The 21,599-nt window shown below is 73.7% G+C and carries 19 protein-coding genes; 14 read left to right on the forward strand and 5 right to left on the reverse strand.

The window, feature by feature from the left end; all coding sequences use genetic code 11:
- Positions 1–17 precede the first annotated feature (17 nt).
- The 3 genes from ABZY20_RS26530 to ABZY20_RS26540 form a co-directional block, all read right to left on the reverse strand.
- On the reverse strand, positions 18–695 hold the full coding sequence (locus ABZY20_RS26530; protein WP_356444474.1) for a gamma-glutamyl-gamma-aminobutyrate hydrolase family protein: 678 nt from the start codon (positions 693–695) through the stop codon (positions 18–20).
- A 37-nt stretch (positions 696–732) separates the two neighbouring features.
- The gene (eat, locus tag ABZY20_RS26535) at positions 733–2,178 is read right to left on the reverse strand and encodes an ethanolamine permease (RefSeq protein ID WP_356444311.1); all 1,446 of its coding nucleotides are present in this window, start codon (positions 2,176–2,178) and stop codon (positions 733–735) included.
- A 147-nt stretch (positions 2,179–2,325) separates the two neighbouring features.
- A complete protein-coding gene (locus ABZY20_RS26540) occupies positions 2,326–3,063 on the reverse strand; it encodes an FCD domain-containing protein (protein ID WP_356444312.1) in 738 nt (245 codons plus the stop codon).
- An 83-nt stretch (positions 3,064–3,146) separates the two neighbouring features.
- Between ABZY20_RS26540 and ABZY20_RS26545 the strand changes: the two genes are divergently transcribed.
- Genes ABZY20_RS26545 through ABZY20_RS26560 form a run of 4 tightly spaced genes read left to right on the forward strand, consistent with a single transcriptional unit; the run spans position 3,147 to position 7,649 of the window.
- Positions 3,147–4,511, forward strand: coding sequence for a glutamine synthetase family protein (locus ABZY20_RS26545; protein ID WP_356444314.1), 1,365 nt, complete (start codon positions 3,147–3,149; stop codon positions 4,509–4,511).
- 8 nt (positions 4,512–4,519) lie between these two features.
- On the forward strand, positions 4,520–5,893 hold the full coding sequence (locus ABZY20_RS26550) for an aldehyde dehydrogenase family protein (RefSeq protein WP_356444316.1): 1,374 nt from the start codon (positions 4,520–4,522) through the stop codon (positions 5,891–5,893).
- The gene (locus tag ABZY20_RS26555; protein ID WP_356444318.1) at positions 5,890–6,675 is read left to right on the forward strand and encodes a 3-oxoacyl-ACP reductase; all 786 of its coding nucleotides are present in this window, start codon (positions 5,890–5,892) and stop codon (positions 6,673–6,675) included. Before ABZY20_RS26550 ends, ABZY20_RS26555 begins: the two co-directional genes overlap by 4 nt.
- A 47-nt stretch (positions 6,676–6,722) precedes the next feature.
- Positions 6,723–7,649 (forward strand): DUF2510 domain-containing protein, encoded by a 927-nt coding sequence (locus ABZY20_RS26560; protein ID WP_356444476.1) that lies wholly within the window; start codon positions 6,723–6,725, stop codon positions 7,647–7,649.
- A gap of 12 nt (positions 7,650–7,661) precedes the next feature.
- On the opposite strand, the gene ABZY20_RS26565 is transcribed toward ABZY20_RS26560, so the two are convergent.
- Entirely contained in the window at positions 7,662–8,864 is a 1,203-nt protein-coding gene (locus ABZY20_RS26565) for an amino acid deaminase/aldolase (RefSeq protein ID WP_356444320.1), read from the reverse strand.
- A 1,401-nt stretch (positions 8,865–10,265) separates the two neighbouring features.
- On the opposite strand from ABZY20_RS26565, the gene ABZY20_RS26570 reads away from it, so the two are divergent.
- The 3 genes from ABZY20_RS26570 to ABZY20_RS26580 are packed head-to-tail and all read left to right on the forward strand — an operon-like array spanning position 10,266 to position 13,322.
- Positions 10,266–11,354 (forward strand): hypothetical protein, encoded by a 1,089-nt coding sequence (locus tag ABZY20_RS26570; protein WP_356444322.1) that lies wholly within the window; start codon positions 10,266–10,268, stop codon positions 11,352–11,354.
- Positions 11,355–11,382: 28 nt separating this feature from the next.
- The gene (mycP, locus tag ABZY20_RS26575; protein ID WP_356444478.1) at positions 11,383–12,549 is read left to right on the forward strand and encodes a type VII secretion-associated serine protease mycosin; all 1,167 of its coding nucleotides are present in this window, start codon (positions 11,383–11,385) and stop codon (positions 12,547–12,549) included.
- A gap of 44 nt (positions 12,550–12,593) precedes the next feature.
- Complete coding sequence (locus ABZY20_RS26580) at positions 12,594–13,322, forward strand: SseB family protein (protein ID WP_356444324.1); 729 nt, start codon at positions 12,594–12,596, stop codon at positions 13,320–13,322.
- Between the two features lie 25 nt (positions 13,323–13,347).
- Here the strand turns inward: ABZY20_RS26580 and ABZY20_RS26585 are convergent, their stop codons facing one another.
- Entirely contained in the window at positions 13,348–13,704 is a 357-nt protein-coding gene (locus ABZY20_RS26585; protein ID WP_031114676.1) for a DUF1844 domain-containing protein, read from the reverse strand.
- A gap of 407 nt (positions 13,705–14,111) precedes the next feature.
- Here ABZY20_RS26585 and infC point away from each other — a divergent pair, with 407 nt between their 5' ends.
- The 7 genes from infC (at position 14,112) to pheT (ending at position 21,439) form a co-directional block, all read left to right on the forward strand.
- Positions 14,112–14,750 (forward strand): translation initiation factor IF-3, encoded by a 639-nt coding sequence (gene infC / locus ABZY20_RS26590; RefSeq protein WP_078955787.1) that lies wholly within the window; start codon positions 14,112–14,114, stop codon positions 14,748–14,750.
- 107 nt (positions 14,751–14,857) lie between these two features.
- On the forward strand, positions 14,858–15,052 hold the full coding sequence (rpmI, locus tag ABZY20_RS26595; RefSeq protein WP_003977225.1) for a 50S ribosomal protein L35: 195 nt from the start codon (positions 14,858–14,860) through the stop codon (positions 15,050–15,052).
- Positions 15,053–15,146: 94 nt separating this feature from the next.
- Positions 15,147–15,530 carry a 50S ribosomal protein L20 gene (gene rplT, locus ABZY20_RS26600; RefSeq protein WP_010045263.1) on the forward strand — a complete coding sequence of 128 codons (384 nt, stop codon included), beginning with the start codon at positions 15,147–15,149 and terminating at the stop codon, positions 15,528–15,530.
- Between the two features lie 90 nt (positions 15,531–15,620).
- Complete coding sequence (locus ABZY20_RS26605; RefSeq protein WP_356444326.1) at positions 15,621–16,481, forward strand: RNA methyltransferase; 861 nt, start codon at positions 15,621–15,623, stop codon at positions 16,479–16,481.
- Positions 16,482–16,534: 53 nt separating this feature from the next.
- Positions 16,535–17,677 (forward strand): ATP-binding protein, encoded by a 1,143-nt coding sequence (locus tag ABZY20_RS26610; RefSeq protein WP_356444328.1) that lies wholly within the window; start codon positions 16,535–16,537, stop codon positions 17,675–17,677.
- A gap of 127 nt (positions 17,678–17,804) precedes the next feature.
- The gene (gene pheS / locus ABZY20_RS26615) at positions 17,805–18,926 is read left to right on the forward strand and encodes a phenylalanine--tRNA ligase subunit alpha (protein WP_356444330.1); all 1,122 of its coding nucleotides are present in this window, start codon (positions 17,805–17,807) and stop codon (positions 18,924–18,926) included.
- A complete protein-coding gene (gene pheT / locus ABZY20_RS26620) occupies positions 18,926–21,439 on the forward strand; it encodes a phenylalanine--tRNA ligase subunit beta (protein ID WP_356444332.1) in 2,514 nt (837 codons plus the stop codon). The genes pheS and pheT overlap by 1 nt, the downstream gene beginning before the upstream one ends.
- Positions 21,440–21,599: the final 160 nt, after the last annotated feature.

A 21,599-nucleotide genomic window follows, 5' to 3' on the forward strand; every position in this document is an offset into this window, starting at 1 on the left:
AGCCCGCCCCCGGGGATTCAGCCCGCTGCCGCCGCCTCCACCAGCGCCCGCATCACCCGCACGTCGTCCCCCATCTCCGGGTGCCACTGCACCCCCAGGACCCACGCCCCGGGGGACGGCAGCTCCACCGCCTCCACCGTCCCGTCCCCGGCGTACGCGGACGGCACCAGGCCCTCGCCCAGCCGGTCCACGGCCTGGTGGTGGTACGTCGGCACGAACGTCTCCTCCGGCACGACCCCGCCGTACAGGGTGCCCGGCACCGGCTTGACCGTGTGCCCGCCGAAGACGCCCACGGCCTCCGCGTGCCCGTCGACGTGCTGCACGAGCGTCCCGCCGAGGGCGACGTTCAGCAGTTGCATCCCCCGGCAGATCCCCAGCAGCGGGATCCCCGCCGCCAGGGCCGCGTCGATCAGTGCCAGCTCCCAGGCGTCGCGCTCCGGTGCCGGCGGGCCGGTCCGCGCCTCGCGCTCCGCCCCGTAGCGGACCGGATCCACGTCCGGTCCGCCCGCGACGACCAGTCCGTCCAGCCGGGCCACGGCCTCGGCCGCGCGCTCCGGGTCGTCCGGCGGCAGCATGGCGGCCAGACCGCCCGCCCGCTGCACCAGGCGCGGATAGCCGACCGGCAGCAGGGCCGCCTCCAGCTCCCACACACCCCAGCGCGCACCGGACTCCAGATAGGTGCTGACCCCGATCAGCGGCCTGCTCACGGATACTCCCTCGTCCCTCGACGTCTCAGTCCCTCGCCAACTCTGCCTCGGCCGCCGCCAGCGCCGCGAACTCCTCCTCCGGGGCCTTCGCCACCAGGCGCTTGCGGCTGTACAGGCCGAAGTAGGCGACGGCCACGGCGTACACCAGCAGCGCGATGAACGCCGCCGTCACGTCCACCAGGAACGTCGCCACCAGCGCCGAGCAGGCCAGCACCAGCGCGACCGAGGAGGTCAGCACCCCGCCCGGCGTGCGGTACGGCCGCGGCAGCCCCGGCTCGCGGCGGCGCAGCACGATGTGGGACAGGGACATCAGGGCGTAGGAGATGGTCGCGCCGAAGACGGCGATGTTCAGCATGCGGGCGCCGTTGCCGGAGACCGCCGCCAGCAGGAAACCGATCGTGCCCGGCACCAGCAGTCCCAGGTAGGGGGCCTTGCGGCGGCTGGTCAGGGACAGGAAGCGGGGCAGGTACCCGGCGCGGGAGAGGGCGAACAGCTGGCGCGAGCCCGCGTAGATCAGGGAGAAGAAGGAGGCCACCAGGCCGGCCAGGCCCGCGTAGTTGACGATCCGGCTCAGGGTCGTCGCCTCGCCGTCCGGCTGGAGCGCCTCGACCAGCGGGTTGCCCGCCTCCTGGATGGCGGCCGAGCCGCGGGCGCCGGCCGCCGCGAAGAACGTGACCACGGCCAGCACCACCAGGATCCCCATCGACCAGCGGATCGCCTTGGGCAGCGTACGGGCCGGGTCCCTGGTCTCCTCGGCGGCCAGCGGCACGCCCTCGACGCCCAGGAAGAACCACATGCCGAAGGGGAACGCCGCCCAGATGCCCAGCAGCCCGAAGGGGAGCCAGGAGCTCGCCCCGGCGGCCGAGGCGTCGACGGGGATGTCGTCCAGCGCGCCGAAGGAGAACTCCGGCAGGGCCGCCAGCGCGAACACGATCAGGGCCGCCACCGCGATGCCGGTGACGACGAAGCTGAAGCGCAGCGCCTCGCCCACGCCCCACAGGTGGATGCCCAGGAAGATCGCGAAGCAGACCAGGTACACCGGCCAGCCGGACTCCAGCCCGAACAGCCCGAGGGACTCGACGTAGTCGCCGATGAAGATGACGATGGCGGCGGGCGCGAGGACGTACTCGATGAGGATCGCCGTGCCGGTCATGAAGCCGCCCCACGGGCCGAGGGCGCGCCGGGCGAAGCCGTAGCCGCCGCCCGCGGTGGGGAGGATCGAGGACAGCTCGGCGAGGGCGAAGACCATGCACGCGTACATCGCGCCCATGAGCACCATGGCGATCGCCAGGCCCCCGAAGCCGCCCTCGGCCAGGCCGAAGTTCCAGCCGGAGTAGTCGCCGGAGACGACGTAGGCGACGCCGAGGCCGGTCAGCAGCACCCAGCCGGCGCTGCCGCGGCGGAGCGCTCTGCGCTGCAGATAGTCGTCGCCCTCGGGGGCGACGGGTGTGACGGTGGGTTCCTGGGACATGGTGGGCTCCCCACGGGCGGCGGTGATGAGGACGAGCGCGCTACGACTCAATGGAATGGAGCCATACCTTTGCGGTGCCGGGGAGGGAAGGCAAGACCCGTGCGTTAATCGCCCGTAAATCCTCACCGCGCCGGGCCGGCGCGCGGCTCAGCCCAGGAACCCCCGCAGCAGCGCCGCCGTGCCCCCGCAGTGCTCGCGCGCGATCTCCCGCGCCTGGTCGGCGTCCCCCTCGATCACGGCCTCCACCAGCGCGGTGTGCTGCCGCTGGGAGTGCTCCAGGTTGCGCACCAGCAGCGGGATGCAGTCGAGCAGGTCGTTGAGGGTGGCGCGCACGGCCGCGTACTGGGCGGTGAGCGTGGGGGAGCCGGACAGCTCGGCGAGCGTGAGGTGCAGCAGCGTGTCCAGGCGGCGGTAGTCGGCGAGCGGGGCGTCGTGCGTACGGTCCAGGGCCTCGCGCAGCCGCCGTATCTGCTTCTCCCCGAGTCCGTGCGCCGCGCACAGCCCGGCCGCGCCGACCTCCAGCACCTCGCGGAAGCGCAGCACGTCCTCTATGTCGACCTCGGCGATCCGCCGCCGCAGCTCGTCCTCGCCGCCGGCGTCGGTGCGCGGCAGCACGAACGTGCCGCCGTAGCGGCCGCGCCGCGACTCGACCAGCCCCTGGTCCGTCAGCACCTTCAGCACCTCGCGCAGCGTCACCCGGCTGATCCCCAGCCGCTCCGCCAGGTCCCGCTCGGCCGGCAGCCGCTCGCCCCCCGGCACCAGACCGAGCCGCAGGACCTGCAGGATCTGCTCCAGGGCCTCCTCGAAGCCGTTGCCCGCGCGCACCGGCCGCAGCACCGGCGTCAGACCGTCCCGCACGGCGTCCCCGCCGACTTCCTCCGTCATGTGGCCGCACCCCCTTCCCAAGCAATGGTTCTCCGCAATACCTTATGGCTTCCGGCGGACCAAGGAGCCAAGGAGGCCCTCCCGTGGCAGACCGCACACCCCCGCTGAGCGTCGAGGAACTGCACGCCCTCGTCGCCGGCGGTGAGATCGACACTGTCGTCCTGGCCTTCCCCGACATGCAAGGGCGGCTGCAGGGCAAGCGGTTCGCCGCGCGCTTCTTCCTCGACGAGGTGCTGGAGCACGGCACCGAGGGCTGCAACTACCTGCTCGCCGTCGACACCGAGATGAACACCGTCGACGGCTACGCGATGTCCTCCTGGGACCGCGGCTACGGCGACTTCGCCATGCACCCCGACCTGGCCACCCTGCGCCGCGTCCCCTGGAACGAGGGCACCGCCATGGTCCTCGCCGACCTCGCCTGGGAGGACGGCTCCCCGGTCGCCGCCGCCCCCCGCCAGATCCTGCGCCGCCAGCTGGAACGCCTGGCCGAGCTCGGCTACACCGCCCAGGTCGGCACCGAGCTGGAGTTCATCGTCTTCAAGGACACCTACGAACAGGCCTGGGACGCGAACTACCGCGGCCTGACCCCGGCCAACCAGTACAACATCGACTACTCCGTCCTCGGCACCGGCCGCATCGAGCCCCTGCTGCGCCGCATCCGCAACGAGATGGCAGGCGCCGGCCTCACCGTGGAGTCCGCCAAGGGCGAGTGCAACCCCGGCCAGCACGAGATCGCCTTCCGCTACGACGAGGCCCTGGTCACCTGCGACCAGCACGCCGTCTACAAGACCGGCGCCAAGGAGATCGCCGCCCAGGACGGCATGTCGATCACCTTCATGGCCAAGTACAACGAGCGCGAGGGCAACTCCTGCCACATCCACCTCTCCCTCGCCGACGCCGACGGCACCAACGCCATGGCCGGGGACGGCGAGGGCGGCATGTCCGAGGTCATGCGGCACTTCCTCGCCGGCCAGCTCGCCGCCCTGCGCGACTTCTCCCTGCTCTACGCCCCCAACATCAACTCCTACAAGCGCTTCCAGCCCGGCTCCTTCGCCCCGACCGCCGTCGCCTGGGGCCGCGACAACCGCACCTGCGCGCTGCGCGTGGTCGGCCACGGCCGCTCGATGCGCTTCGAGAACCGCCTGCCCGGCGGCGACGTCAACCCCTACCTCGCCGTGGCCGGACTGGTCGCGGCCGGACTGCACGGCGTCGAGCAGAAGCTGGAGCTGCCCGAGCCCTGCCCCGGCAACGCCTACACCGCCGACTACGCCCACGTCCCCACCACCCTGCGCGAGGCCGCCGAGCTCTGGGAGAACAGCGCCATCGCCAGGGCGGCCTTCGGCGACGAGGTCGTCGCGCACTACCGCAACATGGCGCGCGTCGAACTGGACGCCTTCGACGCCGCGGTGACCGACTGGGAGCTGCGCCGCTCCTTCGAACGCATGTGAGGTCCTTCGTGTCTTCCGAGCACCTTCTGGACGTGCTGAACCCCGCGACCGAGGAGGTCGTCGCCACCGTCCCGGGCGCCACCGCCGCCGACGTCGACGCGGCCGTCGCCCGCGCCACCGCCGCCCAGCGGACCTGGGCCGCCCTCGCCCCCGGCGACCGCGCCCGGCTGCTGCGCCGCTTCGCGGCCACCGTCGACGCGCACCTGGAGGAACTGGCCGCGCTGGAGGTCCGCGAGGCCGGTCACCTCGTCGGCAACGCCCGCTGGGAGGCCGGCAACGTCCGCGACCTCCTCGACTACGCGGCCGGGGGAGTGGAGCGGCTCACCGGCCGGCAGATCCCGGTGCCCGGCGGCCTGAACGTCACGATCCTCGAACCGCTCGGCGTCGTCGGCGTCATCGCCCCCTGGAACTTCCCCCTGCCGATCGCCGCCTGGGGTACCGCCCCCGCCCTCGCGGCCGGCAACGCCGTCCTGCTCAAGCCCGCCGAGACCACCCCGCTCACCGCGCTGCGCCTGGCCGAACTCGCCCTGGACGCCGGGCTCCCCGAGCACCTCTTCCAGGTCCTGCCCGGACGCGGCGACATCACCGGCGACGCCCTCGTCCGCCACCCCGGCGTCGCCAAGATCGTGTTCACCGGCTCCACCCGCACCGGCACGCGCGTGGCCGCGCTCGCCGCCGAGCAGGTCAAGCCCGTCACCCTCGAACTCGGCGGCAAGAGCCCCAACATCGTCTTCGCCGACGCCGACCTCGACGCCGCCGTCGACCCGTTCTCCTTCCTCGACAACTCCGGCCAGGACTGCTGCGCCCGCACCCGCGTCCTGGTCCAGGAGTCCGTCTACGACGAGGTCCGCGACCTGCTCGCCGACGCCCTCGCCGCCGTGGTGGTGGGCGACCCGGCCGACGAGAAGACCCAGATGGGCCCGCTCATCTCCCGGCAGCAACTCGACCGCGTCAGGGGCTTCGTGCCCGACGACGCCCCGGCCCTGCGCGGCAGCGCCCCCGAGGGACCCGGCTTCTGGTTCCCGCCGACCGTCCTCACCGGGGAGCGGCCGGACTCGCCGGCGGCCTGCGAGGAGATCTTCGGCCCCGTCGCCGTCCTGCTGCCCTTCCGCGACGAGCAGGACGCGATCCGCCTCGCCAACGACACCCCCTACGGCCTCTCCGGCTCCATCTGGACCCGGGACGTCGGCCGCGCCCTGCGCGTCTCCCAGGCCGTGCGCGCCGGCAACCTGTCCGTCAACTCCCACGCCAGCGTCCGCTACTGGACCCCGTTCGGCGGCTACAAGCAGTCCGGTGTCGGCCGCGAACTCGGCCCCGACGCCCTGGCCGCCTTCACCGAAACCAAGAACGTCTTCATCAGCACGGAGGGCCCCGCACAGTGACCGCTCAGGAAAGCATCTGCCGCCGTCTGGTCGGCCGCACCGCCGTCGTCACCGGAGCCGGCAGCGGCATCGGCCTCGCCGCCGCCCGCCGGCTCGCCTCCGAGGGCGCGCACGTCGTCTGCGGCGACGTCGACGAGACCCGAGGCAAGGCCGCCGCCGAGGAGACCGGCGGCACCTTCGTGAAGGTCGACGTGACCGACCCCGAGGACGTCGAAGCCCTCTTCCGGACCGCCTACGACACCTACGGCAGCGTCGACATCGCCTTCAACAACGCCGGCATCTCCCCGCCCGACGACGACTCCATCCTGGAGACCGGCCTGGAGGCCTGGAAGCGCGTCCAGGAGGTCAACCTCACCTCCGTCTACCTGTGCTGCAAGGCCGCCATCCCCTACATGCGGCGCCAGGGCAAGGGCTCGATCATCAACACCGCCTCCTTCGTGGCCAGGATGGGCGCGGCCACGTCCCAGATCTCCTACACCGCTTCCAAGGGCGGCGTGCTGGCCATGTCCCGCGAACTGGGCGTGCAGTTCGCCCGCGAGGGCATCCGCGTGAACGCCCTGTGCCCCGGCCCGGTCAACACCCCTTTGCTCCAGGAGCTGTTCGCCAAGGACCCGGAGCGCGCCGCGCGCCGCCTGGTGCACATCCCGCTGGGCCGCTTCGCCGAGGCCGAGGAGATCGCCGCCGCCGTGGCCTTCCTGGCCAGCGACGACTCCTCCTTCGTGAACGCCACCGACTTCCTGGTCGACGGCGGCATCGCGGGGGCGTACGTCACACCCCTGTAAGGCACGTCCGGACGGGCGGGACACCGCCCTACAGTGCCGGGATGAGCATGACGCCCCCACCCGGCTGGTATCCCGACCCGCACGCCCCGCACCAGCAGCGCTGGTGGGACGGCGCGGCCTGGACCGAGCACCGCCGCGCCCCCGAGGCCCCCGCCGCCGTCCCGCCACCGGACGGCGGCACCGGCGGCACCGGCCGCACCGGCCGTACCGGCCGCACCAAGGTGATCGTCCTGACCGCCGCGGGCGCCGTCCTGGCCGGGGCGATCGCCGTCGGAGCCGTCGCCCTCGGCGGGGGCGACGACGGCGGCACGGAGACGAGGACGGCACCCTCGGCGCCCTCGCCCCCGTCGTCCCGGACGCCGTCCCCGGCTCCGCCGACCTCGCCCGCGCCGTCCGGCGGCGACCCGGCCGTCGTCGAGGACCAGCTCAACGGCCTCACGTTCCCGCTCCTCGACGGCTGGGTGCTCCCGCGCAACGTCGCCCAGGACGACGTCGTCATGACGACCGACGGCACCTACGACTGCCCCGGCGGGGTGGGTCTGTGCCGCCACGGCATGGTCTTCTCCCGCACGGTCACCGAGAACGACGAGAAGTCCCCCGAGGTCCTGGCCGAGGCGGACATCTCCGAGGCCGCCGACGAGGCGTTCGACCGCGACGCGCTCGGCAACGAGCCCTACGGGGGCATGGAGTCCCACCGGGTGGTGAAGTCCGGGCCGGTCGCGGTGGCGGGCCGCGCCGGGTACCTGGTCCGCTGGCGCGTCGAGACCGCCGAGGGCCCCGGCGGCTACGTCCAGTCGCTCGCCTTCGCCTCCAGCGTCGGCACCCAGTCGCCGGTCCTCGTCCGGTACGTGTTCGACGCGGGCGAGGACGGCCCGCCGCTCGCCGACATGGACCGCATCACCAAGGGCATCCGCCCGATCGGCGACGCGGACACGGGCGGCGGCGTGGGCAGCAGCATCGGCCCGGCGGACTGATCCGCGCGCCGGCTACAGGAACGTGTGGCCCTCGCCGCGATACGTCGGCACGGTCGCCGTCACCGCGTCCCCCTCGACCAGGTGCAGCACGTCGAACCGCTCGCACAGCTCACCGGCCTTGGCGTGCCGGAACCACACCTTGTCGCCGATCAGCAGATCGTCGGCGGGCGAGCCGAGCAGCGGCGTCTGCACCTCACCGGCGCCCTCCTGAGGGTCGTAGCGCAGCCCCTCGGGCAGGTACGGCACGGGCGAGCGGTCCGCCCCGGCGGCCCCGGAGGCGGGATACCCGCCGCCGAGAACCGTCACCACCCCGACGCCCGGCCGCCGCACCACGGGCTGCGCGAAGAGGGCCGCCGGACGGCCGCGGAACGAGGTGTAGTTGTCGAACAGGCGCGGTACGTACAGCCCCGACCCGGCGCCGATCTCGGTGACGGCGTCCTCGGCGGCCGTGTGCTGCACGGACCCGGTGCCCCCGCCGTTGACGAACCGGAGCCCCGGCACCACGGCCCGCACCGCACGCACCACCTCCGCGCGCCGCACGGCCAGTTCGCGCCTTGCGGCGGCCTGCATCAGCCGGACGGCACGCGAGCGCACCGGCCGTCCCGCCACCGCGTCCCCGACACCGGCGACATGCCCCTCGTACGCCATGATCCCCACGACCTCGAAGCCGGGCCGCCGGGCGACGGCCCGGGCCACCTCGGCGACCTCGGCGGGGGAGTGCAGCGGCGACCGCCGCGCCCCGACGCGCACGCGGCCCCCGAGCAGCCGCAGGGACGTGTCCAACTCCAGGCACACGCGGACCACTTCGCGCCCGTCGCCGCGCGAGGCGTCGATCAGGTCGAGCTGCGCGACGTCGTCGACCATGACCGTCACGGCCGCGGCCAGCTTCGGATCACCGGCCAGCTCGGCGAACGCGGCGCGGTCGGCGGACGGGTAGGCGAGCAGCACGTCGTCGAACCCGGAGCGGGCCAGCCACAGCGACTCGGCGAGCGTGAACGACATGACGCCCGCGAAACCGTCCCGGGCCAGGACGCGTTCCAGCAGCGCCCGGCAGCGCACGGACTTGCTGGCGACGCGGATCGGCTTGCCCCCGGCGCGGCGGACCAGATCGGCGGCGTTCGCGTCGAAGGCCTCCAGGTCCACGATCGCGAGGGGGGCGTCGAGATGGGCGGTGGCCCGGTCGTAACGGGCCCGGTCGGCGGCGCGCGCAGTCATGGACGCAGCCTGCCAGACCCGATTACCGCAGGGTAGGGGGACGTTCCGGGCAGATGCCCCGGCCTCGCGGACTGGTTCCCGTGCGCCCGGCAACAAGCCGTAGAGTGACGCGCACGTACGGCGGAACGACGTCGGGCCGGTGATCCGCGCCGGGATGACGCTCCGTCCGTAAGGGTAGGTGTGCCCGGGACGAGCCCGTGCCGGGCCACGGGCAGGACGACACCTGCCCACGCGAACGAATGAGGCCCGGGCCGAGGAAACGGGGGGTGCATGAGCACGGAAGCGCGACGCGCCTCCTTCCCCCCGCGCCCGCCCGCCCCGCCCCGCCCCGCGCACCCACCGGCCGACCCGGGCCCGCAGGACACCCAGCCCTCCTCGGACGACCCGGCCCGCCCGGGCCCGGGTTCCTCCGGAGGCACGGCGCGGGATTCCGTGCGCCGCCCTTCGTCCTCGTCCCCGGGCAGCGACCGGCCTGAGACCGCCGGGACGCCCGACGGCGGTCCGTCGGGGCCGCGCGCGTCGGCGGGAGCCGCGACGACCCGGGAGACGGGACGCTTCGGTGCCGGTGCCGGTGCCGGTGCCGGTGCCAATGCGGGTGCGGGTGGAGCGGGCTCGGGCAGGGAGGCTCGGGCGTCGCAAGCGTCTCAGGCGTCGTCACAGGCGTCCCAGTCGTCCTCGGCGCGTGACGGCAACGGGACCACGGCCGTCCCGGGTCGCCGCAGTGGCCCGGACGACGCCGGTCGCGGTCAGGGGGCGGCAGCCGGGCCTGGCCGCGAGGCATCCTCCGAAGCGGCAGGCGACACGGCCCGGAGCCCTCGCTTCCCGAGCTTCGGCACCACCGCACCCCGGCGCGGCACCGAGGCCACCGACCCGCCCCCGCCCCCCGCATCCGCCCGCTTCCCGGACGCCCCGCCCCACGCCGGCGGCGAGCCCGGCAAGACGCCCTCGTCACCCGACGCGACGCAGACGAACGGGCGGCCGTTCCGCCTCACCGCGCCGGGCCGTGGCGACGACCGGGCCACCGCATCGTCGTTCCCGTCCGACCGGCCGGGCCCCGCGGACCCCTCCGCGGAGGCATCGCGCGAGGGGGCAGGCCGTCCGTTCCGCCTCCCCACCCCCCGCCGCACGGGAGTCCCCGACGAGCGGCCGTCCGAGACGACCGCCCGCCTGCGGCCCGTCCCCGCCGAGCCCTCGCCCGCCGACCCTGCTGAATCCTTCGGCCACTCCGCCGCACCGGGCACCGAGGCCCGCCCCGGCACCCCGCCGCGCCCCGCGCGGGAACCGCACACCGGTGCCGGCCAGGGCATGCCCCCGGGCGCCCCCCGGCGACCCGGCAGCCGCCCCGGCACCCCGCCGCGGCCCCCGCGCGAGCCGCACGCAGGTGCCGACGCCGGTCACGGCATGCCTCCCACCGCCCGCCCCGGCACCCCGCCGCGCCCCGCGCGCGAGCCGCACGCAGGTGCCGACGCCGGTCACGGCATGCCTCCCACCGCCCCGCCCGGCCCCGGTCGGGAGCCGCGCGCGGGCGCCGGTGCCGGGCACGGCGTGCGTGTGCCGTCGGCGGTCACCCCCGCCACCCCGGCCTCCCCCCACTCCACCGGCCTCGCTCCCGACCCCTCGCTGTCCTGGAGCGCCCCTCTCACCCCCGGCGGCGCCCCCGGCCCCACGCGCCCGCTGGTGTCGTTCGGAGAGCCCGAGGGGTACGACGCGGACGCCCGGCCCCGGCCGCTCGGCAGGCGAGGGGCGTCGCAGGCCGCCGCTGCCGCCGTCTGCCTCGTGCTCGGGCTCGGCCTGGTCTCCGGCGCGGTCACCGGCAGCTGGCTCGCCGGCGACTCCGGTGAACAGGGCACGCGCAGCGCCTTCACCGCCGCCGGGAGCCTCTGGCACAGCGTCCCGGTCGACCAGCTCTTCCCGCGCACCGTGCAGGGCCGGGGCGCAGGCCCCGGCGGCGCCGACCGCACCTGGACCCGGATCGCCGTCGCCCCCGACAGCGGCTGCAGGGACGCCTTCGACCCCCTGCTGCGCAAGGCCCTCGCCCCCGCCGGCTGCGCACGCCTGCTGCGCGCCACCTACACCGACGCCACCGAGAGCCACGTCACCACCGTCGGCCTGCTGTTCACCACGGCCGACGCCGCGGGCATGACCTCCCTCGCGAACCGTTTCCGCAAGGAGCGCCTGGACCGCCGGAGCGACCTCATGCCCCTGCCGTACGCCGCGAAGGGCACCCCCGCCGCGGACTTCGGCGCCGGGCAGCGCGCCGCCTGGACCGTCTCCGTGCTCACCGAGGCCCCGGTCGTCGTGTACGCGGTCTCCGGCTGGGCCGACGGCCGCTCCGTCGACGACCCGCAGCCCGCCGAGGACGCCGTGGCGTCCGGCGCGACCAGCGCCCCCGCCCAGGCCGGGCTAGGCCACGAGGCGCAGGGCCTCGCCGACCGCATCGAACGCGACCTCCGCAAGAACGTCCGCTCGGCCACGGACCGGCCGTCGTGAAAACGGAGCAGCCGTCGTGAAAGCCGTCATGTCCCGCACGGGCGGGCTCCTGAGCGCCCTCCTCGCCGCCGGACTCGTCCTGGTCCCCTCCGTCCCCGCCCACGCCGACGGCATCCGCGCCCGGCAGTGGGCCCTGGAGGCGATGCACACCCAGGAGGCCTGGCAGACCACCAAGGGCGCCGGCGTCACCGTCGCCGTCCTGGACACCGGTGTCGAGGCGGACCACCCCGACCTGGCGGGCAACGTCCTCACCGGCAAGGACCTGGTCCGCTTCGGCGCCGGGCCGGGCGACCGCGCCTGGGCCCGCCACGGCACCGCCATGGCCGGGATCATCGCCGGTCACGGCCACGGCCCGGGCAACTCCGAAGGCGTCCTCGGCATCGCCCCGGAGGCGAAGATCCTCCCCGTCCGCGTGATCCTGGAGGACGGCGACCCCTCCCGCGCCAAGGCCCGCAGCACCCGCGGCAACGCCCTCGCCGAGGGCATCCGCTGGGCCGCCGACAACGGCGCGGACGTCATCAACCTCTCCCTCGGCGACGACTCGGCCTCCGCCCACCCCGAACCCGCCGAGGACCAGGCGATCCAGTACGCCCTGAAGAAGGGCGTGGTCGTCGTCGCCTCCGCCGGCAACGGCGGCGAGAAGGGCGACCACATCTCCTACCCGGCCGCCTACCCCGGCGTCATCGCCGCCACGGCCGTCGACCGGGCCGGCACCCGCGCCTCCTTCTCCACCCGCCGCTGGTACGCCACCGTCAGCGCCCCCGGCGTCGACGTCGTCATCGCCGACCCGGACCGCAAGTACTACGAGGGCTGGGGCACCAGCGCCGCCGCCGCCTTCGTCTCCGGCGCCGCCGCCCTGGTCAAGGCGGCCCACCCGGGTCTGAGCCCGGCCCAGATCAAGTCGCTCCTGGAGGACACCGCCCGCAACGCCCCGGTCGAGGGCCGCGACGACTCCCGGGGCTTCGGCTTCGTCGACCCGGCCGCCGCCATCGAGGAGGGGGGCCGCCTCGCCGACGGCGGCCTCAGGTCGGTGTCCTACGGCGCGGAGTACTTCGGCGACGGACCGGACGAGGCGTCCTCGGACGACGGCACCGCCGACTGGGCCGCCCCCCTCGCGGGCAGCGCGGGCGGCGTCCTGCTGGTCGCCTCGGTGGTCCTGTGGCGGGGCCGCCGCACGCGGCACGAGGAGTTCTGAGCCGCCGCCGGTGGCGCGCCACCCTGCCGATAGGGTCGACGACCGTGGCGAACAAGAACATCCCCGACCCCGGCTACTCCGACGACGACGGCTCCGCCGACCCCCGGCTGAGCGCGGCCCTCGCCGCCTGGTCCGAGGACCGCACCGCCGTGGGACCCGTCCTGGAGGCGCTCAAGGGCGCCCGGCTGCTCGTCCCCGTCGTCGCCGTGCTCGGCGAGGTCGAGGAGGACGAGCGGGGACTGCGCCGCGAGAAGACCAGCGACATGGCCGTACCGACCCTGAAGGCCGGGAACCGCACCGCTCTGCCCGCCTTCACCTCCACCGACTCCCTGGCCCGCTGGGACCCGGCCGCCCGGCCCGTCGCCGTACCCCTGCACCAGGCCCTGCGGGCCGCCGCGCACGAGAAGGCGGACACGGTCGTGCTGGACCTCGCCGGGCCGGTGCCCTTCGAACTGACCGGCCCGGCCCTGCTCGCCCTCGCGGAGGGCCGCGTCACCACCGACCCGCTCGCGGACCCGGCGGTCGTGGACGCCGTGCGCGCGGCCGTGGCCGCCGAGCCCGCCGTCCTGCGCGCCCACCTCGGCCCCGGGCAGGCCGACGGCACCCTCGCCCTGGTCCTCGACCCCGCCGCGGATCCCGCCGAGGCCGCCCGGGCCGTCGCCGAGCGCCTCGCCGCCGACGACACACTGAGGGCCCGCCTGGTGCGCGGCCTCGACCTGGCACTGCTGCCGGCCGAGGCGACGCCCCCGGGCGAGCCCCTGTTCGTCCGCTGAGCCTCCGGGTTCGTCCGATGAGCCTCTAGCCGTAGACCGGGCCCGTGTACTTCTCACCCGGGCCCTGCCCCGGCTCGTCCGGGACGAGCGAGGCCTCGCGGAACGCCAGCTGCAGCGACTTCAGGCCGTCGCGCAGGGGCGCCGCGTGGAACGAGCTGATCTCGGTGGCGGACGCGTCCAGCAGACCGGCCAGCGCGTGCACCAGCTTGCGGGCCTCGTCCAGGTCCTTGTGCTTCTCGCCCTCCTCGGTCAGACCGAGCTTCACCGCGGCGGCGCTCATCAGGTTGACGGCGACCGTCACGATCACCTCGACCGCCGGGACCTCGGCGATGTCGCGGGCCATGGCGTCGAAGTCGGGGGACTCAGGAGGGGTCTCACTCATGCCCCACACGATAGGCGCAGAGCGGGCGCCCGCCGCACCGGACCCCGGCCCCTCCGCGAGGCGCCGCAATTAGCCGTTCCTGGCCTTTGCTGGTAATCTCGGGTAACGACCGGTCGGACACGTATGCCTCACAGCCCGCGAGCCCGGCCCACAAGTGGAGGCTTTCGAACTCCCACCCGACCACCCCCAGGGCGGCGGGTCACCGGTCAGACGGTCCCGTCCGGCGACGGCGATCCGTCCGAAAGCGCGCCCCGCGGTTCCCCCGCGACGGTGCTCCGGTAGTTCGAGGAGCCCCGCCTGGGAATCGTCCGGGGCATTTTTGTTGCCTCTGCGCGGTTAGGTCTAACGAACACAGACGTTACGCGGCCGTCCGCCAGACCGCCGCGTGGTGCTACCGAGGAGGATCCATCAGCGCCGAGCCCCGCATCAACGACCGGATTCGCGTTCCCGAGGTGCGACTTGTCGGTCCCAGTGGCGAGCAGGTGGGCATCGTCCCCCTGGCCAAGGCACTGGAGCTTGCGCAGGAGTACGACCTGGACCTGGTCGAGGTCGCGGCGAACGCCCGTCCGCCCGTGTGCAAGCTCATGGACTACGGGAAGTTCAAGTACGAGTCGGCCATGAAGGCCCGTGAGGCGCGCAAGAACCAGGCGCACACGGTCATCAAGGAGATGAAGCTCCGGCCGAAGATCGACCCGCACGACTACGACACCAAGAAGGGTCACGTCGTCCGGTTCCTCAAGCAGGGCGACAAGGTCAAGATCACGATCATGTTCCGTGGTCGCGAGCAGTCCCGGCCCGAGCTGGGCTACCGACTGCTGCAGCGTCTCGCGGAGGACGTCCAGGACCTCGGGTTCGTCGAGTCGAACCCGAAGCAGGACGGCCGGAACATGATCATGGTCCTCGGTCCGCACAAGAAGAAGACCGAGGCGATGGCCGAGGCTCGCCAGGCGCAGGAAGCCCGCAAGGCGGAAGCGAAGGCCAACCCCGGCAAGTCGCAGAACGCCGCGGAGACCGAGGCGCCGGCTGAGGAGCCCGCCGAGGCGTGACCCCCGGGACGCGAGTCCCAGGAAGCAACCGAAACAAGACGACGCTCCACCGTGCCCGGTTTCACGACCGGGCACCGGAGCGCCACCGACGAGGAGAGAACGGCGCTATGCCGAAGAACAAGTCGCACAGCGGTGCCAGCAAGCGCTTCAAGATCACCGGCTCCGGCAAGGTGCTCCGCGAGCGCGCCGGCAAGCGCCACCTGCTCGAGCACAAGTCGTCCCGTGTGACGCGTCGCCTCACCGGCAACGCCGAGATGGCCCCGGGCGACGCCGCGAAGATCAAGAAGCTTCTCGGCAAGTGACGCCCGGCGCGTGAGCGCCGCACGTCTGGACCGGGACCCAATCGATTTCGGGCCGTGTGAAGACCCCCACGGCCCCGCTACAAGGAGTTAAGAAGTGGCACGCGTCAAGCGGGCAGTCAACGCCCACAAGAAGCGCCGGGCGATCCTCGAGCAGGCCTCCGGCTACCGCGGTCAGCGTTCGCGCCTGTACCGCAAGGCCAAGGAGCAGGTCACCCACTCGCTGGTCTACAACTACAACGACCGCAAGAAGCGCAAGGGTGACTTCCGCCAGCTGTGGATCCAGCGCATCAACGCCGCTGCCCGCGCCAACGGCATGACCTACAACCGCTTCATCCAGGGTCTGAAGGCCGCGAACATCGAGGTCGACCGCAAGATCCTGGCCGAGCTGGCCGTGAACGACGCGGGCGCCTTCGCGGCCCTCGTCGAGGTCGCGCAGAAGGCGCTGCCGAGCGACGTCAACGCCCCCAAGGCGGCCTGACACCGGCGCTCAGCCGAGGTGACTGAAGGACCCGCAGGCCGGACGGCCTGCGGGTCCTGCTGTGTAGTAGTTACGGAGAAAGCGAACCGGATGTCCCCTGCCACCCCCGAGCTCATCTCGCCCCGCTCCCACCGCGTCCTGGCCGCGCGGCGGCTGGCCAAGCGGAACTTCCGGGGCAAGGAGCGGCTGTTCCTCGCGGAGGGGCCGCAGGCCGTACGGGAGGCCGCCGGGCACCGGGCCGGGGACGCGGCCACGCTCGTGGAGCTGTTCGCGACGCTCGAGGCCGCCGAGCGGTACGCCGACATCGTGGGGGAGGCCCGGGACGCCGGAGCCCGGGTCCACCTCGCGTCCGAGCAGGTCATCGCCGACATCTCCACCACCGTCACCCCCCAAGGGCTGGTCGGGGTCTGCCGGTTCCTCGACACGCCCTTCGACGAGGTGCTGCGGGCCCGCCCCCGGCTCGTCGCCCTGCTCGCCAACGTCCGGGACCCCGGCAACGCCGGCACCGTGCTGCGCTGCGCCGACGCCGCGGGCGCCGAGGCCGTCGTCCTGACCGACGCCTCCGTCGACGTGTACAACCCCAAGGCCGTCCGCGCCTCCGTCGGCTCCCTGTTCCATCTGCCCGTCGCCGTCGGCGTCCCCGTCGAGCAGGCCGTCGACGGGCTGCGGGCCGCCGGGGTGCGCATCGTCGCCGCCGACGGGGCCGGTGACCGCGACCTCGACGACGAGCTCGACAAGGGCACCATGGGCGGGCCCACCGCCTGGGTCTTCGGCAACGAGGCATGGGGGCTGCCGGAGGAGACCCGCGCCCTCACCGACGCCGTGGTCCGGGTCCCGATCCACGGGAAGGCCGAGAGCCTGAACCTGGCCACCGCCGCGGCCGTATGTCTCTATGCGTCGGCGCGTGCACAGCGCGCCCCCGGAGGGTGCCGCTCCGTCACCGGGAACTAGTAGGGTGACCAGCTCAGGGACCCTCCGCGGAGCCTGAGAGGTGGGGTACGGGGATGAGCGTCGGCACGAGCAGCGCACCGGGGGCCCGCGACGCCGGGGACCCGCCCGCCGCGCCCCGGCCGTCCGGTGCGGGCGCCGGCCTCGGCATCGACCCCGACCAGCTGCCCGACGGACTCGTCGTCGCCGACGAGCAGGGCCGCGTGATCTGCTTCAACGCCGCCGCCGAGCGCATCACCGCCGCCCGCGCCCAGGACGCCCTCGGACAGCGCCTGGAGAAGGCCCTGCCGTTAGAGGACCTCGAAGGGCGCCGCTGGTGGCAGCTCACCGACCCCTACGGCGGCCTCGCCATCCGCGTCGGGCAGCCCGAGCGCAACCTCCTGCTGCCGGGCGGGCGCGAGGTGCTGGTCTCCGCGCGCTACGTCCGCACCCGCCCCACCGGTCCCGTCCGGCGCCTGGTCGTCACCCTGCGTGACACCGAGGCCCGCCGCCGTACCGAGCGCAGCCACGCCGAGCTGATCGCCACCGTCGCCCACGAGCTGCGCTCCCCGCTGACCTCCGTCAAGGGCTTCACCGCCACCCTGCTCGCCAAGTGGGAACGGTTCACCGACGACCAGAAGCGGCTGATGCTGGAGACCGTCGACGCCGACGCCGACCGCGTCACCCGGCTCATCGCCGAGCTGCTCGACATCTCCCGGATCGATTCCGGCCGCCTGGAGGTCCGCCGCCAGCCCGTGGACATGGGCGCCGCCGTCGGACGGCACATCCAGGCCTACGTCGCCGCCGGGCAGAGCGCCGACCGCTTCCTGCTGCGCGTCCAGCAGCCGCTGCCCGACCTGTGGGCCGACCCCGACAAGATCGACCAGGTGCTCAGCAACCTGCTGGAAAATGCCGTGCGGCACGGCGAGGGAACTGTCACGATCGACATCACGGCCACGGCGTCCCCCCGCGAGGGCGAGGAGACCGGCACGTCGGTCACGGTGAGCGACGAGGGGCCCGGCATCCCGGAGGAGTCCATGAACCGCGTCTTCACCCGCTTCTGGCGGGGCAGCAAGCGCGGCGGCACGGGCCTCGGGCTCTACATCGTCAAGGGCATCGTCGAAGCCCACGGCGGCACCATCACGGTCGGCCGCGCCCCGGGCGCGGGCGCCGAGTTCCGATTTACGTTGCCCGTGGCGGCCCCGGCGTATCTCGCCTGAGGACCACGGGCGCATTCGTCCACCTCCACCCCGTTAGACTCGGCCCTTGGCACCTTTGTGTCCCGCAGACGGCCGTCGGAGCCGGTGACGGGGACCTTCAGCCAGCCAATCGGAAGCACGGGAAGAGATGTCGGCACCGAATAAGTCGTACGACCCGGTCGAGGTCGAGACGTTGAAACCGGAAGAGATCGAGCGCATGCGGGACGAGGCGCTCGCCGCCTTCGCCGCCGCGGACTCCCTCGACGCGCTCCACGAGGCCAAGGTCGCCCACACCGGCCCCGCCTCGCCGCTGGCCCTCGCCAACCGCGAGATCGGCGCGCTGCCCCCGCACGCCAAGGCCGAGGCCGGCAAGCGGGTCGGCCAGGCCCGCGGCGCCGTGAACAAGGGCCTCGCGGCCCGCCAGACGGAGCTGGAGGCCGAGCGGGACGCCCGCGTCCTGGTCGAGGAGGCGGTGGACGTCACGCTGCCCTACGACCGGGTACCGTCCGGCGCCCGGCACCCGCTGACCACCATGATGGAGCGGGTCGAGGACGTCTTCGTGGCCATGGGGTACGAGGTCGCCGAGGGGCCGCAGGTCGAGGCGGAGTGGTTCAACTTCGACGCGCTCAACATCGGCCCGGACCACCCGGCCCGCGGCGAGCAGGACACCTTCTTCGTGCAGAGCCCGGACGGCGACGCCGAATCCGGTGTCGTCCTGCGCACGCACACCTCGCCCGTGCAGATCCGCTCCCTGCTCGACCGCGAGCTGCCCGTCTACGTCATCTGCCCGGGGCGCGTGTACCGCGCCGACGAGCTGGACGCCACCCACACCCCCGTCTTCCACCAGGTCGAGCTGCTCGCGGTGGACGAGGGCCTGACGATGGCGGACCTCAAGGGCACGCTGGACCACATGGTGCAGGCCCTGTTCGGCGAGGACATGAAGACCCGGCTGCGGCCGAACTTCTTCCCCTTCACCGAGCCGAGCGCCGAGATGGACATGCTCTGCTACGTCTGCAAGGGCGAGTCCGTCGGCAACGCCGACCGCCCCTGCCGCACCTGCTCGTCCGAGGGCTGGATCGAGCTCGGCGGCTGCGGCATGGTCAACCCCCGCGTGCTGCGGGCCTGCGGTGTCGACCCGGAGAAGTACAGCGGCTTCGCCTTCGGGTTCGGCATCGAGCGGATGCTGATGTTCCGCCACAACGTCGAGGACATGCGAGACATGGTCGAGGGTGACGTCCGGTTCACCCGGCCGTTCGGGATGGAGATCTGATGCGGGTCCCGCTTTCTTGGCTGCGGGAGTACGTCGACCTGCCGGCGACGGAGACCGGCCGGGACGTCCAGGCCAAGCTCATTTCGGCCGGTCTGGAGGTCGAGACCGTCGAGCAGCTCGGCGCCGACCTCAAGGGCCCGCTGGTCGTCGGCCAGGTGCTGACCATCGAGGAGCTGACGGAGTTCAAGAAGCCGATCCGCTTCTGCACCGTCGACGTCGGGCAGGCCAACGGCTCGGGCGAGCCCCAGGAGATCGTCTGCGGCGCCCGGAACTTCGCCGTCGGCGACAAGGTCGTCGTGGCCCTGCCCGGCGCCGTCCTGCCCGGTGACTTCCAGATCGCCGAGCGCAAGACCTACGGCAAGATGTCGCGCGGCATGATCTGCTCCAGCGACGAGCTGAACATGGGCGACGACGGCACCAAGGGCATCATCGTGCTGCCCCCGGAGACCGAGGTCGGCAAGGACGCCGTCGAGCTGCTGGAGCTGGTCGACGAGGTCCTCGACATCGCGGTCACGCCCGACCGCGGCTACTGCCTGTCGCTGCGCGGCGTCGCCCGCGAGACCGCCACCGCCTACGGCCTGCCGCTGCGCGACCCGGCCCTGCTCGACGTGCCCGGGCCGAACGCCTACGGCTACCCGGTGCGGATCTCCGACCCCACCGGCTGCGACCGCTTCACCGCCCGCACGGTGACCGGCCTGAGCGCCGAGGCCCGCTCCCCGATCTGGCTCCAGCGCCGGCTGCAGAAGGTCGGCATGCGCCCGATCTCCCTCGCCGTCGACGTCACGAACTACGTGATGATGGAACTCGGCCAGCCGCTGCACGCCTACGACCGGAACCTGGTCCAGGGCACCATCGGCGTGCGCCGCGCCGAGCCGGGCGAGAAGCTCACCACCCTCGACGGCGTCGAGCGCACGCTGGACGCCGAGGACCTGGTGATCACCGACGACCGCGGCCCCATCGGGCTCGCCGGTGTCATGGGCGGCGCGAACACGGAGATCGCCGACCACGACGACGTGGAGAACGCCACGGCGGACATCGTCATCGAGGCGGCGCACTTCGACGCCACGTCGATCGCCCGCACCGCCCGCCGGCACAAGCTGTCCTCCGAGGCGTCCCGGCGCTTCGAGCGCGGCGTCGACCCGCAGGCCGCCGCCGCTGCCGCGCAGCGCACGGTCGACCTGCTGGTCCTGCTGGCCGGCGGCACCGCCGAGGCGGGTGTCACCGAGGTCGTCGCGCCGACCGCTCCGCGCACCATCACCATCCCGGCCGACCACCCCGACAAGGTCGCGGGCGTCGCCTACGGCCGCGAGACCGTCGTCCGGCGGCTGCAGGAGATCGGCTGCGACGTGTACGGGCAGGACGAACTGCTCGTCACCGTGCCGTCCTGGCGGCCCGACCTCACCGACCCGAACGACCTCGCCGAAGAGGTCATCCGCCTGGAGGGCTACGAGAACCTGCCCTCCACGCTGCCCAAGCCGCCGGCCGGCCTCGGTCTGACGGACCGGCAGCGGCTGCACCGCCGGGTCGGCCGCGCCCTGGCCGGTGCCGGTTACGTCGAGGCGCTGAACTACCCGTTCGTCGGCGAGCAGGTCTTCGACCAGCTCGGCCTGGAGGCGGACGACCCGGCCCGCCGGGTGGTGAAGCTCAGCAACCCGCTGAGCGACGAGGAGCCTGCGCTGCGCACGTCGCTGCTGCCGGGGCTGCTCGCCGCCCTGCGCCGCAACGACGGCCGCGGCTCGCACGACCTGGCGCTGTTCGAGTCCGGTCTGGTCTTCCGGCCGCGCGAGGAGCAGCGGATCGCCGCCGTGCTGCCCGTCGACCGCCGCCCGACCGACGAGGAGCTCGCCGAGCTGGACGCCGCGCTGCCCGAGCAGCCGCGGCACGTCGCCGTGGTGCTCGCCGGCGCCCGCGAGCAGGCCGGCTGGTGGGGCAAGGGCCGCCCCGCCGAATGGGCCGACGCGGTCGAGGCGGCGCGGTCCGTCGCCCGGGAGGCCGGCGCCGAGCTGGTCATCCGCAAGGGGCAGTACGGGCCGTGGCACCCGGGGCGGTGCGCCGAACTGGCGGTCACCGTCGACGGTGCCGAGCGGATCGTCGGCCACGCCGGCGAGCTGCACCCGCGTGTGGTGAAGACGCTCGGGCTGCCCGCGCGCACCTGTGCGATGGAGCTGGACCTGGACGCGGTGGAGGCCGCCGGTGACACCACGGTCGCGGCGCCGCGGATCTCCACGTTCCCCGTGGCCACGCAGGACGTCGCCCTGGTCGTCGACGCGTTCGTGCCGGCGGCGGACGTCGAGGCGGCGCTGCGGGACGGAGCCGGTGAGCTGCTCGAGTCCATCCGGCTGTTCGACGTGTACGAGAACGCCGAGCAGCTGGGGGAGGGGCGAAAGTCCCTCGCGTACGCGCTGCGGTTCCGGGCGGCCGACCGGACGCTGACGGTGGACGAGGCGTCCGCGGCCCGGGACGCGGCCGTCGCCCTCGCCGGTGAGCGGGTGGGCGCCGAGCTGCGCAGCTGACGCCGCGGGACCGGCCCCGACGAGCGGGTCACCTCACTCGTTCGAGTGGCAGAAGTCGGTGATCCCGCCTTTTCGGGTGGATCGTCCCACAGAATCGGGCCGGGCCGGTAGGGGCCGTACGCTGGAAGGTGGTGGGGGCCAGAATGTGGGGCCAAGGCAA

It is taken from the genome of Streptomyces sp. NPDC006624 (assembly GCF_040611555.1).
Taxonomy (GTDB): domain Bacteria; phylum Actinomycetota; class Actinomycetes; order Streptomycetales; family Streptomycetaceae; genus Streptomyces.